Origin of the sequence: Photobacterium rosenbergii, from assembly GCF_033022775.1 — a bacterium.
GTDB lineage: Bacteria > Pseudomonadota > Gammaproteobacteria > Enterobacterales > Vibrionaceae > Photobacterium > Photobacterium rosenbergii_A.
This window is the reverse complement of sequence record NZ_JAWJZI010000001.1, coordinates 690,264-703,755: the sequence shown is the minus strand read 5'-3', so window position 1 is coordinate 703,755 and position 13,492 is coordinate 690,264. Positions and strand designations below refer to the sequence as shown.

General features: G+C 47.8%; 9 protein-coding genes. 8 read left to right on the top strand and 1 reads right to left on the bottom strand.

What is annotated here, in order from left to right; all coding sequences use genetic code 11:
- The first annotated feature begins 63 nt into the window (after positions 1 to 63).
- The 7 genes from R2X38_RS03250 (at position 64) to R2X38_RS03220 (ending at position 10,785) form a co-directional block, all read left to right on the top strand.
- Complete coding sequence (locus tag R2X38_RS03250; protein ID WP_317520659.1) at positions 64 to 1,431, top strand: adenylosuccinate lyase family protein; 1,368 nt, start codon at positions 64 to 66, stop codon at positions 1,429 to 1,431.
- A gap of 205 nt (positions 1,432 to 1,636) precedes the next feature.
- Complete coding sequence (locus R2X38_RS03245; RefSeq protein ID WP_317520658.1) at positions 1,637 to 4,705, top strand: hypothetical protein; 3,069 nt, start codon at positions 1,637 to 1,639, stop codon at positions 4,703 to 4,705.
- 170 nt (positions 4,706 to 4,875) lie between these two features.
- Positions 4,876 to 5,889 carry a helix-turn-helix transcriptional regulator gene (locus R2X38_RS03240; protein ID WP_317520657.1) on the top strand — a complete coding sequence of 338 codons (1,014 nt, stop codon included), beginning with the start codon at positions 4,876 to 4,878 and terminating at the stop codon, positions 5,887 to 5,889.
- A 150-nt stretch (positions 5,890 to 6,039) separates the two neighbouring features.
- Entirely contained in the window at positions 6,040 to 7,494 is a 1,455-nt protein-coding gene (locus R2X38_RS03235; RefSeq protein WP_317520655.1) for a TolC family protein, read from the top strand.
- Positions 7,491 to 8,480: an HlyD family secretion protein gene (locus R2X38_RS03230; RefSeq protein ID WP_317520653.1), complete on the top strand. Its 990-nt coding sequence runs from the start codon at positions 7,491 to 7,493 to the stop codon at positions 8,478 to 8,480. The genes R2X38_RS03235 and R2X38_RS03230 overlap by 4 nt, the downstream gene beginning before the upstream one ends.
- On the top strand, positions 8,477 to 9,622 hold the full coding sequence (locus R2X38_RS03225) for an ABC transporter permease (RefSeq protein ID WP_317520651.1): 1,146 nt from the start codon (positions 8,477 to 8,479) through the stop codon (positions 9,620 to 9,622). The genes R2X38_RS03230 and R2X38_RS03225 overlap by 4 nt, the downstream gene beginning before the upstream one ends.
- Complete coding sequence (locus tag R2X38_RS03220; RefSeq protein WP_317520649.1) at positions 9,619 to 10,785, top strand: ABC transporter permease; 1,167 nt, start codon at positions 9,619 to 9,621, stop codon at positions 10,783 to 10,785. Before R2X38_RS03225 ends, R2X38_RS03220 begins: the two co-directional genes overlap by 4 nt.
- A gap of 173 nt (positions 10,786 to 10,958) precedes the next feature.
- Here the strand turns inward: R2X38_RS03220 and R2X38_RS03215 are convergent, their stop codons facing one another.
- Positions 10,959 to 11,435 (bottom strand): CreA family protein, encoded by a 477-nt coding sequence (locus R2X38_RS03215; RefSeq protein ID WP_317520904.1) that lies wholly within the window; start codon positions 11,433 to 11,435, stop codon positions 10,959 to 10,961.
- 220 nt (positions 11,436 to 11,655) lie between these two features.
- Between R2X38_RS03215 and R2X38_RS03210 the strand changes: the two genes are divergently transcribed.
- Entirely contained in the window at positions 11,656 to 13,425 is a 1,770-nt protein-coding gene (locus tag R2X38_RS03210) for a lysophospholipid acyltransferase family protein (RefSeq protein WP_317520648.1), read from the top strand.
- Positions 13,426 to 13,492 lie beyond the last annotated feature (67 nt).

Below are 13,492 nucleotides of genomic sequence, written 5' to 3'. Positions count from 1 at the left end.
CAGTAACCATTTTTATGCCAGAGTAATCTTTCTCTCAATTGATTGGCGCTTAGGATAAAGCATATGCCCGGTTCGAACGTTTCTGTATTTGACTCTACACTTTACTCTCCGCTTTTTACCCAAAAAGAAATGAAGCGGATATGGTCCGACGATAACCTTATCCAAACTTGGCTTACCTTCGAGGTCTCTATTGCCAAGGTTCAGGCTGAAATCGGACTTATCCCGCAGCAGGCTGCCGTTTCGATAGAGCAACTCTGCAACGCCGAGAAGATTGACTGGACGCGTTTGGCACAGGACACCCAGCGTGTTGGTATGGCTATCAAACCTTTGGTCGATCAACTTACAGAGCAAGGCGATGATAACGTCAAAAAGTATCTGCATTGGGGATGTACAACCCAAGACTTGCTCGATACCAGTTTGGCAATGCGGGTGAAGCAAACACTAGACTTAGTGCGCACCCAGCTAGTTAACTTGGGTGACTTGCTTGAAAGTATGGCGATTTCCCACAAGCATACCGTGATGGTAGCGCGAACCAATGCGATGGATGCCTTGCCGACGACCTGGGGTCTACAGGTAAGCAGCTATCTGCAGGAAATTACCCGTCATATCGTCCGCTTGGATGAGCTTTACTCTAGGGCAACAACAGGCATGTACGGTGGGGCCGTGGGGAATTTATCGTCGATTGGCCCGCAAGGGTTAGCCGTTCGTAAAGGTCTATTTGCCTCCCTTGGCCTGACAGAGCCAAAAGGCTTGGGTAATGCGAGCTTGGATAATATTGCCGAGCTCATCCAGTTCTTTGCCCTGATCCATGGCACCTTGTGCCGTATTGCCAACGATACCGAAACAATGGGGCGGGCCTCTGTTGCTGAGGTACGAGAAGGCGAGGCCGGTGGTGGCTCAAGCACCATGCCACATAAAGCCAATCCTCGCGCAGCCAATATGATTCAGACTTTGTCACGTATGGGTTGGATGTACGCCAGTAGTGCGCCGAACTTGATGGATCAGCATGATGTCCGCTCTGCCTCGATGCGGGTCCTGAACTGGAGTTTGGTGCCCGAATCATCATTGGCTGTCTCGACAGCATTGGAACGTGCTCAGAGACTGATAGCCAATCTTGTGGTCAACAAGCAGCAGATGCTTGATAACTTCGAAGCCTCTCGCAACTTTATTATGTCAGAAGCGGTAATGATGAAGGTGGCTGAAAAAGCCGGTCGTGGTGAAGGTTACAGCAAGGTCAAATCAGCGATTGCCAATGCCCCTGCTGTGGGAAGCTTGGTTGAGGTGCTAAAACAGGATCATGCGGTGTCAGCCATCTTGTCTCCAGCAGAGATTGATGAGGCATGTGATCCGCAACACTATCTCGGCTGTAATGATGACTTAATCGATGAAACGGTTGCTCAGTATCATAAGTCATTGCTACGGAGGGAGTAATATTATTCCTATCTCGGATTTGGTGATTAAGGTCAGATTTTGGGATATGTCTTGATGACGATAACGCGGTTCATCACTGCTAAGGTCTTAAATCTAAGGATATTTACTCCTTCATTGTAACTAACTTCTAAGTACTCAGGGGCATACAGAGCCAATTATTTGGCTCTGACTTTGCGTTATTTTGTCGTAGAAGGGGTTGTTACAGATGAAAACAAAAATCCTCAATACATTCAGGAAGGGGGCTTGGCCAAGTATTGCTTTTTTAGCGAGCATGCAAGCTGCTTCCGTATGGGCGTTTGATGAAGCGCCTAATACAGTACAATTTAGGCTAGAAGGGTGCCGCAATGATGGTAACCCAACACTTATTCCCGGTGGTAACACATTACCTAACACCGATGGCAATTTCACCTGTCAAGACCCGTCGTCGTTAGGGGGGAATGACACCCCTTATACAACAGGTAATTTGGGTAAAGGTTGGAATGAACTCGATTATGTTCCCCATCGCCTGATTGCCACAAACAGCAATAACGGTGGCACCGTTGAATATAATGTGCTCATTGCTGCAGACAACGCCGACAGCAATGGTATTGAAGGTTATGATGAGATTTTTGATGTACAAATTATCACAGCGCCAGATACCCAAAATGTATTTTCAGATCCTTCTTGTCAGCTTACTGTTGGCAGTCAGCAGATAGATACATCAGGAACAGTGACAGGTGGTATTCAGGATGTAATTTATCGTGAACTAACGATAACTCAAGGTCCAGGTTCGACCTGTGTGATTGATTGGGCAAATAGGTTGGCTATTGGTGCAAGCTTGTTTCCTGGGTCATCATTACAGTCATACATGTTCGAGTCCGAGGATTTCCAAAAAGGTAAGCGCACGGTCCCTATCCCGGTCAAAGATATCGTAGCTGTGGGGATCCGAAAGAACATGACGGCCTCATCGGGTGAAGGGGTCACTTGGAATGTTAATAAAAGTGTTAACCCTACAAATCTTGACCTCGGTAATACCTGTGATCAGCAAGTTGATAATTCGGGTGAAGTAAAAGTTACTGTTGAATGGAGTGTGATACCGTCATCGGCTGATAGCGTCAAAGTCATAACCAATATCTTTGTATCGAACTCGGCATCACGAGATGTTCGTGCGGACATCACTGATGAAATTTTCGGTAATATTAATGACGGCAATGGAAAGAAATTATTGGACGTGGAAACGTTCAATAATGTACTTGTGCCGGCAAACAGTGAGATTTTCGTCACTCACACTTATGATATAGATGCTCCTCCTGAGGATGTTTCAGAGCTTAGCGATAAAGCCTCTGCGATCATCAGAGATCCGGCACAGCCTGGAAATCCCCCATTCTCTAGTGAACCGATAGAAGTTGAGTTTGATTTGGGCGATCAAATCCAGATCATCAATGATACATCGACGACTGCTGTGATTACTGAAAGAGAAAAAATCACAGGTGACAGCCTTGTTTTTTCTGTAGATAGTTTGTCCGATGATTTAGGTGATTTCATTCCTAGCTATTCACTCGGTACGGAACGTGATTCTACTGATGACCCTTTGGTTTGGGAGTCCGATACCCAAAACCCAGTAGCATGTAACCAAGATAGCGGGTGCGTTGTTGACTCAGTCGAGTTTACCAAAACGGTTTCCGTAGCCGATGGTGAAATAGTTGCTGCGACAGGTTCTTTGGATGACTGGGTTACACTGCTTGCTTCTGATGGTTCGAGTGCAACAAGTGGAACAGAAATGTCACCCATCTCAGTGAGTGTGACAAGTACTGCGCTTGTTGATCTCGATGTGCAACTTATTATTCCAGAGCTTGATTCAGGAACTTTGGATTGTACTGTCGAAGTGACTAATACCGGAGACTTTTCTCAGGAACTGACTTACAACTTCACCACTTCTGTTAACGATATCACCAAGACTCTGGAAAACCTTGAGCCTGATATGTATACCGCAACGGTCAAGAGCTGTGGGGATTTTATTGGTGAAATGATGGATAGCGTGACTTTCGACTTATCCTCAGAGCCAACTATTGAAGATTGCTCTGACGAAATTGTTTTGGAGCTGGAAGAGCCAGAAGTACCTTCAGATCCTGCTTTTGCTGCTGTCGACAAGGTGACCTTCCCTGCCGGTGGAGAAAATGGTTGGCAAATGGTGTTGATTGGACCGAATACAGGTGTTGACGGTATCGTGCTGACTACTTCAGATGGAACTCCGAATCAGTATGAAACCTTCCAGGGTGATTCATCGGACTTTGAGTTAATTACTGGCTCGTACACCATCACTGAGGTTCCTCGTGAGGGTTGGGTACAAACGGGCAGCAATAATTGTGAGTTTGATGTCGAATTGCCTGATGATTCTGGCAAAACCTTCCAGTGCCAGTTCACGAACGAGAAGCTAGGTAAGATTATCATTAAAAAGATAACTAAGCCTAAGTACGGTTCAGGGTTTAGCTTCATGCAGGATATTGATGGCAGTGGTTCATTTATACTGGATCACGGTCAGAGCAAGGTATTTGACGATGTCGAGCCTGGAAGTTACAACGTTGAGGAAGCCGATCCTGGCCCTGACTTTTTCCTCAAGCAGCTAGTATGTACTGAATCGGTGACAGAAAATAGCCAGATTAGCGTACCAAATCGGGTTGTCGATATTGAACTAGACCCAGGAGAAACCGTTGAATGTACCTATACCAATATTGAAAAAGGTATGGTTGTCATTAAAAAGCACACCAATGGTTACCCGACTGAAGATAAGTGGCTATTTACGCTGTACGGCCCTGAGGTCAACACTCATGCTATGACGCCCCCGAGTAAGCTAGATTTCGGTGTTAAATTGATTCCGAATAAAGTTTACAAGGTTTGCGAAATAGATATTCCTCAGGGTTGGTTGCCTATTTGGTTGGTTGATTCTGATAAAGATGGGTATCCTGATGAAAGGCTTGATCTAGAGATTAAATCTGCTGACTCACCGATCATTAAGTGGCTGGGAGCAAGTAAGGTCTTTAATCCTTACTACGGGAAGGGTTACGATAATGATGGTTACCAGAAGTTCTGCGTTAACTTTACAGTTAAACCAGGTCAAACCTTCCACTTCAAGGTCGATAACTTGAATCATGGTAAAGATGACAAAGACTATGGGGATAGTGAGCCGAAAGAGGATTGTTATGACACTTCAAAATATGGCGATTTCGGTAGTTACCATATGGAACCATCAGATTACTGGTCTGGCTCCACTTATTCTGGGGGCTGTGAAAAGTAATTTTGATATTTCAGTGACCTAACAATCATACGACATATCTCAAAGGCTCAATGGCTCCCTGAAGCATTGAGCCTTTATAATATTGAAAGGTGGTTTTCTTTTTGGTATTTGCCATCTAGCGGTATCGCTCTACCCTTAGAAGTTAGAGTATAGCCGGATGAATCCAGCGTATGAGTAGTAGTAAAGATCCTGTTGTTCCTTTGATAAAGTCTGGTTATGCCCGCGTGTTGGTCGAGATTTTCTACGAGTATAACCATGACCCTCACCAAGCGATCAAAGACTCGGGGCTTCCCCCGGATCTGTTCGATTTAGATCAGGAGTTCCTTCCCCAGGAACCAGTGAAAAAGCTTCTTTTTTTATTGGCAAACCAATTAGGGATCACCCAGTTTGGTGACATATTACGATCGGCGATCCGGCGTAAAGCAATCCCGAGGCTAATAGGGGAGTTCTCACAATGCAAAACGGTTAAAGAGGCTTTAGAACTTAGCCAGGCAGTGTTTCTTTATGATTCTACCGTTGCCAATGTGGGGCTGGAAACTAACCATGGCAGAACGTGGTATTGGTGCAAGCGTAAAGTCGATGATAGTGCATTGTTTATATGGTCAGAAATTTGGGCCGTGCTTTACGCGGTAGAGTTTATCAGTGTGTTGACGCAGAGGGATTGGCTGCCTGCTCAGGTTAAAATCCAATCAGATAACGCAGAGGTCTATAAATCAATCCTGGGTAACTCGATCCAGTATTTTGTCGGCAATGAGCGGGTTGAATGGCTGATTGATGATGAAGTGTTAGCATTGCCGCTAAGAATTAGCTCCAAGTCCTTTGAGGAGAAAAAGCCTTCGGTAAGTTGGCATGCGAATTTTACTGAACTCGTTTTTACTTCATTGCTGCCCTATGTCCGAGAGCACAACCTGACACTTGAAGAAGCGGCGGAACTACTTAGCATGACGCCGCGGACACTGCAAAGAAGGCTTACCGAAGAGCGAACCAGTTTCAGGCGCATCAAAGATAACCTCCTCTATACTGTTGCTGCGGATATGATGGGCGAAAATTTATCCCTTACGCATATTGCCAGCCAGTTGGGTTACTCAAATATTGCCCATTTCTCCCGCTCTTTTAAGCGTATCAGCGGCCTTACCCCAAAGGTATACCAGAAAATAGTCCTGAGTCTGAACGATGAGCCTTAGTTAGTTATTTCTATTTCAGCATTCTACTTCAGTACAAGTTACTGACTACCGCTAACTTGTGTGACTTGCACCACAGTTATTGATTTTTAGAGTTATTACTCTAAAATTGGTAATTCTAGCCATGAAAACAGGCAAATAGGTAATTACACGATGAGAATAACGCCAGTTGCGGTGTTCACCTGCTGGGCAATGATGCTTGCTCCGGCTTCGGCAAGTGCCAATGACACAACTTCTAATGATGCAACACGAGCACCGTTGTCCACGGAAAGTCCGCTACACGTTCAGCATCCGGTTAGCTTTCTTGATGCTTGGTATATTGTGCAGAACCAGAATGATGGCCTGGCAGCCGAGCGGGCAAATGTAGAGCGAAGCCAAAACCTGCAAGATGCCGCGCGGGATTTGTATCTGCCATCCATCAGCGCCACGGCGAAGTACACGCGGCTTGATAAGCCTGTAGAGATCAAGCCTTCAGATTTAATCGACAGTATGCCTATTGGCAGCCGACTGCCGAGCTTGCCCGTTCTCGATCAGTTCTTTACCTCGCAACTGACAAAGCGTGAAGTGTTCACCAGCTCTATTCGTGCCGTTTGGCCAATCTTTACTGGCGGGCGGATCACCGCTGCGCAGGATATTGCCAAGGGCCAAACGGAAGAAGCAAGCCAGTTGTTGGCCATGAAGCAGCAGGCGACCTTTGAAGACCTGTCTAAGTTTTACTTCGGCGTCGCACTTTCCCAGCAAGTACTCGATACCCGTATTGAAGTGGAAAACGGCCTCAGGAAGCATTTCGAACGGGCCCAGAAACTGGAGCAGCAGGGCCAAATCGCCAAAGTCGAGCGGTTGCAAGCCCAGGCTTCATACGATAAAGCACGGGTAGAGAGGCAGAAAGCCGAGCGTGATACGGAGATAGCCCAAGTGGCATTAACCAAGTTGTTGAAAGCCGATGTACCAGCTATGCCGACCTCTTCGTTGTTCGTTAACGAGTCGCTGCCGCCAATGTCGGCATTTATTGATAAGACCTTGGCTGGCTATCCTGGCCTGCAACTCCTTGATGCTAAGAAAAAGCAGGCTCAGGGCCTGATGGCCGCCGAAAAGGGTAAATATTATCCAGAGGTCTACCTATACGGGAATTACAACTTACACGAAGACGATACGTTGGCGGCAAAAACCGCACCGGACTGGGCTGTTGGCGTAGGCGTAAATATCCCATTGCTTGATAGCTCGGGGCGCTCGGGCAAAGTCAAGGCCGCCCACAGTGCCGTTACCCAGGTGAACTACCTGCGAGCGCAGGCAGAGCAGGATCTGACGGTACTGGTCGAGAAAACCTACCGCGAGGCGATGCAGTCGTTGGAAGAATACAACGGACTAGCCTCAAGTCTGGACCTTGCCAAAGAAAACGTCAGTTTGCGCGAAAAAGCGTTTAGCCAAGGGCTGTCTACCTCGTTGGATGTTGTCGATGCCGAGCTTTACCTAGCGAGTGTGAAAACCCAGCGTGCGGCTGCTGCCTATCAATACGTTATCTCTTTGACTCGCTTGCTAGCGGTCAGCAGTGAAATGAATAGTTTTAAACAATATCAGCAATATCAAGGGTTAGAGGTTCAGTCATGAGAAACGGCAAATCAAAAGCGACGTTGATCGCCACGGCGGCGACAGTCACTGCAGTGATTGGGTGGCTGGGCTATCAGTTTTGGTCGGCTTACCAGCCACAGCCAGTGCGTATGCAAGGGCAGATAGAAGCCCAGCATTACAATATTTCTTCCAAGGTACCAGGCCGTATCGAACAAGTGCTGGTACGAAAAGGTGACATGGTTGAAAAAGGCGATTTGATCTTTACTCTTTCGAGCCCGGAAATTGATGCCAAGCTCGAGCAGGCCCGTGCCGGAGAACAGGCTGCCGATGCCATGTCTCAACAGGCAGAAAAAGGGGCCAGGGCGCAGGAAATTGCTGCCGCGCAAGACCAGTGGCAAAAAGCCAAAGCTGCTGCAGCCTTGATGCAAAAGACCTATCGCCGGGTTGATAACCTCTTCAAAGAAGGGGTGATGGCCGAGCAGAAGCGCGATGAAGCTTATACCCAATGGCAGGCGGCACGCTATACCGAACAGGCGGCTTACCAGATGTATACCATGGCCAAAGAGGGGGCGCGGGTTGAAACCAAACGCGCCGCTGCAGAAAAGGTCCGTATGGCTGCCGGGGCAGTCGCGGAAGTCGAGGCTTATGCCGCAGATACCCAAATTTCAAGCTGGTTTGAGGGCGAAGTGAGCCAGGTACTGTTGCATGAAGGCGAGCTTGCGCCGCAAGGCTTCCCTGTTGTCAGTGTGGTGGATATGGATGACGCTTGGGCCTTGTTCAATGTGCGTGAAGATAACCTGAAGCATTACCCTCGGGGCAAAGAGTTTGAGGTTAAGATCCCGGCCCTGGGTGAGGAAACTTATACCTTCAAGGTGACACACATCGCCGTGATGGGGGATTTTGCGACTTGGCGTACAACAGATGCAGCTCAAGGGTTTGATATGCGTACGTTTGAAGTGGAAGCACGTCCGATAGCACCGATTAGTGGGCTTCGTGTCGGAATGGGTGTGATTGTAAGCGAATGAAGAGTCAACTCGCACGTGAATGGCGATTAATCCGCAAGGAGGGTTGGCTGTTGTCGATAACGACTTGGCTGCCCTTGGTGCTGTTTACCATCATCTGGGGCATCTTTTCGGCGGGTATCGCGAGAGATTTACCCATAGGTGTGGTCGATTTAGACCACAGCCAAGTGTCCCGCCAGCTGGTGCGCTCTTATGATGCCAACCCGACTTTGGCAGTGTCGAGTGTTTATACTTCCGTGGCCGAAGGCAGCCATGCCCTGCGCGGGGGAGAGATCTATGCGCTGGTGGTAATACCGACAAACTTGGAGCAGGACACCAAGCTTGGCAAATCACCGACGGCAACCGTGTTCTACAATAGCCAGTTTGTGCTGATTGGAAAGCTGGTGAACTCAGCAGTGGCACAGGCTCATGGCACACTCAATGCGCAAATTGATACGCTGAAAAATATGGCCTCCGGTAGCCGGGTTCCCCTGCAAGCTTTGGGGCAAGCGGTACCTGTTAGTAATCAGATCACGCCGTTGTACAACAGTAATAGCCACTATGGCCAATTCCTAGTGTCAGCGACGATCCCGGCAATATGGCAAATTGCGATAGTGATCGCCACCATCATTGCCTTATCGGCTGAACAGCGAAACGCCGGAATTAATGAGTGGCTAGGGACTGAACCGCTAAGCAACTTTGCCGGAAAACTGATCCCCTATACCTTGTTGTTTCTTGTTCAGGGCCTCATTTTCCTTACCGCGCTATATGGCCAGCTTGGCTGGCCTATGCATGGGCAATGGTGGATCTTGCTGCTTGCACAGTTGTTGATGGTTTTAGCCTGCCAGGGCGTTGCGTGCCTGTTCTATTTATTCACCCTAGATGCCACCAAGGCCATGAGTCTGGCTGCTGGGTTCACCGCACCGGCCTTTGCCTTTGTCGGGGTGACGTTTCCGGCAACGGATATGCCCGGCTTTGCCTTGTTATGGCGGGCATTGCTGCCGGTGACCCACTACCTAGATATTCAATTACATCAAGTCAATCATGGCGTACCAGCCTTGAATGCAATGCCGCAGATGCTTTGTCTAGTCGCATTCCTACTAACCTTGGTGCTTTCAGCTTGGCGGGTTGGTCAACTGGCTAAAATGGAAGGAGGAAGCTTATGAGTTGGCGCTCACTGTTCAAGTTCGAGCTAAAGGCCATATTTACCAACCCTTCGATTATGTTTACGGTGTTTGGCGGCGTGCTTATCTACTCGTTTCTCTATCCGCTGCCTTATGCCAACCAGCTGCCAAGAGAGCAGCGGATTGTAGTGGTTAATCTTGATCAGTCGGAGCTGGGGCGCAAGCTTGAGCGTATGGTTGATGCCACGCCGCAGGTGATGATCGCCGAGAGGGGCGAATCGTTAGATGCTGCCAAAGCGCTGGTTAATCAAGGCGCTGTACAAGGGCTGTTGGTGATACCGAATCATTTCCAGCGCGATGTCCTGCTAGGGAAAAGCCCTACGTTGGCTTACGGTGGGGATGCGGCTTACTTCCTAGTCTACGGTACGATTGCAGAAGGGATTGCGACCGCTGCAGGTACATTGGGTGCTGAGGTGAAAGTCGCCAGAATGGTGATGGCGGGGAGTGACATGGCATTGGCTGCTGATCACTATATGGCGATCAAGCTTAATGCCCAGCCAGTGTTCAACCCGACGATGGGATATGTGAACTACGTAGTTCCTGCTGTTTTTGTCCTCATCTTGCATCAAACTTTGTTGATTGCGGTTGGCTTGCTCGGGGGAGGCCAGAATGAGTTCCTACGGGCAGGAAAAAGCGGCTATTGGGTTCATTATCCAGCAAGGCGAGTGGTGTTGGTGAGGGGGTTTGTATTCGCCCTCATTTACCTGCCCCTAGTGATGTACTATTTCGGCTTTAGCTTTAGTTTCTACAGCATCAGCCGTTTGGCCTCGATGACAGAATTATCATTGATCACCGTGCCTTTTTTGCTTGCGATAATCTTCCTGGGAATAATTTTGGGGCAATTGATCCCACGGCGTGAGTTGGCAACCGTCGTGGTTTTGCTAAGCTCCTTGCCGTTGGTTTTCTCTGCAGGATTCATATGGCCGGTTGAAATGATCCCTGAGCCAATTACATGGTTGGCGCAGTTAGCACCCTCAACCCCAGCGATTAATGCGTTTTTGCGCCTAAATCAAATGGGGGCTGAATTTAATCAAGTCCTCTCTTTATGGGTACAGCTATGGTTGCAGGCCATTATATATGGGGCCATTGCAGCAAGGCTGATGTTAAGGGTAAAGCGAAAAAGCAAACTTGCAGTCAAAATATAAAATCAAGAGTGTTAACTTGGATGATAAGCAAGGCTGCGAATTGAAGATCTAGTGGCTCTAAATCAAAAATCGGTATAAGGCTATTTAGGTAATAGTTCTTGTTACATGCTGGTAATTTTTAACCGATTGCGTTTTAAGAAGGATGAAGCTAATTCATCCTTCTTAATTCGAATTTATTCTGCAATAGTCGGAGCTTGATAAGCTTTTGTACCATACAAGGGTACAGTTGACAGACTATGCTTGAAGCTACCTTCAGTCTCTTTAGTGGTGTACGACAGGTACAGTAGCGTCTGGTTTTCAGCATCATAGATACGACGCACTTTCATCGTTTTGAAGAAGATGCTTTTTGATTTTTTGAACACCACTTCGCCAGATTTTGACTTATCGATCTGTGCAATCATCTCCGGGGTAATATCGCCGGTTTGACGGCAGGAAATGGAACTGTCACTAGGATCGGCAAGGCTTAAGTTGGCTTCGATAGAGGCTATATGACAAGTGACTCCGGTGACGACTTCATCTTTCAAATGCCCGATTTTTATATCCTTCATCGTAAACCAGCCGAGGCCAACATCGCCTACTTCGTTATCGGAGCAGCCACTTAACGCTGTGGTTGCGGCAAGCAGTCCCGCAAGCAGTATTTTTGAGTTCATTCTTATTTCTCCATCATTTTCCATCATGATAGCAGCAACTTGGCGCTAATTTCTAATTCCTCTGTATTGGGGTGAAATTCTCTTTAATTTGGTGCGCGAAATGGTGCTTCATCATATCGTCGTATTTCGCTCATAATTTTGCCGCAAAAGTGCCATGGCTCGGTCATCTGCCTGTTTCATAATTTTTATTAATGGCTTGAATGAACAAACAGGTAATGACATGGAAGTGACAAGTCCTTTCCGGCTCCCTCGAAAGACGCCATTCGGCGTAGGCGAGCATGTAACTGAGTGGGCGACAGGGTTAAAAAAGCTTGATCAGTTTTATGCGGCGCGCCCGGCTGGTGGTGATGTATCTGCTTTCCTCCGCTATGCCTTAAATTCTTTGGGTATTCAATATTCCATCCAGCAAGGTTCACTTAGCCAAGTGCCGGCGTTGGGCGCGACAGTCGTCGTTGCTAATCACCCGTTGGGCTGTGTGGAAGGGGTGATACTGGCAGAGTTACTCCGTTCAGTCCGCAAAGACATCAAAATACTCGCTAACCATTATTTGAAAACGGTTCCAGAGCTGGATGAGCTGTTTATTGGGGTGGATGTCTTTGATGGCTCCCAAGCTGTTAAGGCCAATGTGAAAGCGTTACGTGAAGCAAATAAGCACCTTGCCAATGGTGGGCTGTTATTGATCTTTCCGGCTGGGGAAGTCTCTGCCTATAACCATAAGACGCAAAATATTACTGACAAAGACTGGAGTCACTCAGTGAGCCGGTTGATTAGTAAAAATAAGGCGACGACTGTACCGGTTTATATTGATGGCAAGAACAGCCGGAAGTTTTATATGGCAGGTCGCATCCACCCATTGCTACGAACACTCATGCTGGGACGAGAGCTGCTCAATAAGCGCGATAGGCAAATTAACTTGGCGATTGGCGAGAGCATCAGCTTTAATGAAATCAAAGGCTTTGAAGACCAAAAGCAATTGGTGAACTATTTAAGGCTGAATACATACCTGCTAGGCAGCCAGCTGAGAAGTGCTGATAAACCTGTGCTGGCGATAAAAGATGGGTATGCTGAGCCCATAGTGTCTCCTGTTGCGGCAGAAAAGCTTGTTATTGAGATAAGCCTGCTTGATCATAGCGAGCATTTACTCTCTTCCGGGCAGTTTGATGTCTATTGTGCGTTAGCGAGCCGCATTCCTTCGGTAATGGCTGAGCTAGGCCGACTCAGGGAAGTGAATTTCCGTGCGGTTGGTGAAGGGACCGGAAAAGCCACCGACATAGATGAATTTGATCAGTACTATCACCACTTGTTTGTTTGGGACCGCGAAAAGCGGTGTTTAGTCGGTGCTTATCGATTGGGCTTGGTTGATAAAATATTAGCAACGGCAGGGGTGAGTGGCCTCTATTCCCGTACGCTGTTTAATTATGACGAACGCTTTATTCGCCAGCAGGGAAAGGCGATTGAACTAGGGCGCTCCGTTATTGCTGCTGACTACCAAAAGAGCCTTAGTGCCTTGCTACTGCTGTGGAAAGGCATTGCAACATTCGTCTATCGCCATTCCGATTACACACATTTGTTTGGGCCAGTGAGTATAAGCAATGATTATAGCCCGGAAGCCCGTTATCTATTGGCCGAGAGTATGGCCGTGCACCATTATGATGAGCAAAGTGCTGAACTAGTTTCACCGAGTAACCCGTTGGTACCCAAAGAGCCTTCATTCTGGCAAGCCGAGATGCTTTCGTCTTTGGCGGATATTCAATTGCTCTCCAAGGTGATATCTCGCCTTGAGGGAGGCAAAGGCGTTCCTGTCTTGTTGCGGCAGTACCTAGGGCTGAACGGAAAGTTGGTCTGCTTTAATGTCGATGCCGATTTCAATGATGCCCTTGACGGGTTAATTGTCGTGGATTTACGCGGTGTGCCGGCCAAAACCTTGGGGAAATATATGGGCAAGGCGGAAGCCATGTCGTATTTGGATCAGTTCGGCGAAGCGAAATAGAGGCCTATAGCGAGAGGGAACGAGCTGGAGGAAATAATAGTCTTCCCTCCAGCTTTTCATCGTAGGT

Bases quoted from the DNA above. Each gene is read 5' to 3' on its own strand.
- R2X38_RS03250 (WP_317520659.1), top strand. From the start codon at position 64: ATGCCCGGTTCGAACGTTTCTGTATTTGACTCTACACTTTACTCTCCG.
- R2X38_RS03245 (WP_317520658.1), top strand. From the start codon at position 1,637: ATGAAAACAAAAATCCTCAATACATTCAGGAAGGGGGCTTGGCCAAGT.
- R2X38_RS03240 (WP_317520657.1), top strand. From the start codon at position 4,876: ATGAGTAGTAGTAAAGATCCTGTTGTTCCTTTGATAAAGTCTGGTTAT.
- R2X38_RS03235 (WP_317520655.1), top strand. From the start codon at position 6,040: ATGAGAATAACGCCAGTTGCGGTGTTCACCTGCTGGGCAATGATGCTT.
- R2X38_RS03230 (WP_317520653.1), top strand. From the start codon at position 7,491: ATGAGAAACGGCAAATCAAAAGCGACGTTGATCGCCACGGCGGCGACA.
- R2X38_RS03225 (WP_317520651.1), top strand. From the start codon at position 8,477: ATGAAGAGTCAACTCGCACGTGAATGGCGATTAATCCGCAAGGAGGGT.
- R2X38_RS03220 (WP_317520649.1), top strand. From the start codon at position 9,619: ATGAGTTGGCGCTCACTGTTCAAGTTCGAGCTAAAGGCCATATTTACC.
- R2X38_RS03215 (WP_317520904.1), bottom strand. From the start codon at position 11,435: ATGAACTCAAAAATACTGCTTGCGGGACTGCTTGCCGCAACCACAGCG.
- R2X38_RS03210 (WP_317520648.1), top strand. From the start codon at position 11,656: ATGGAAGTGACAAGTCCTTTCCGGCTCCCTCGAAAGACGCCATTCGGC.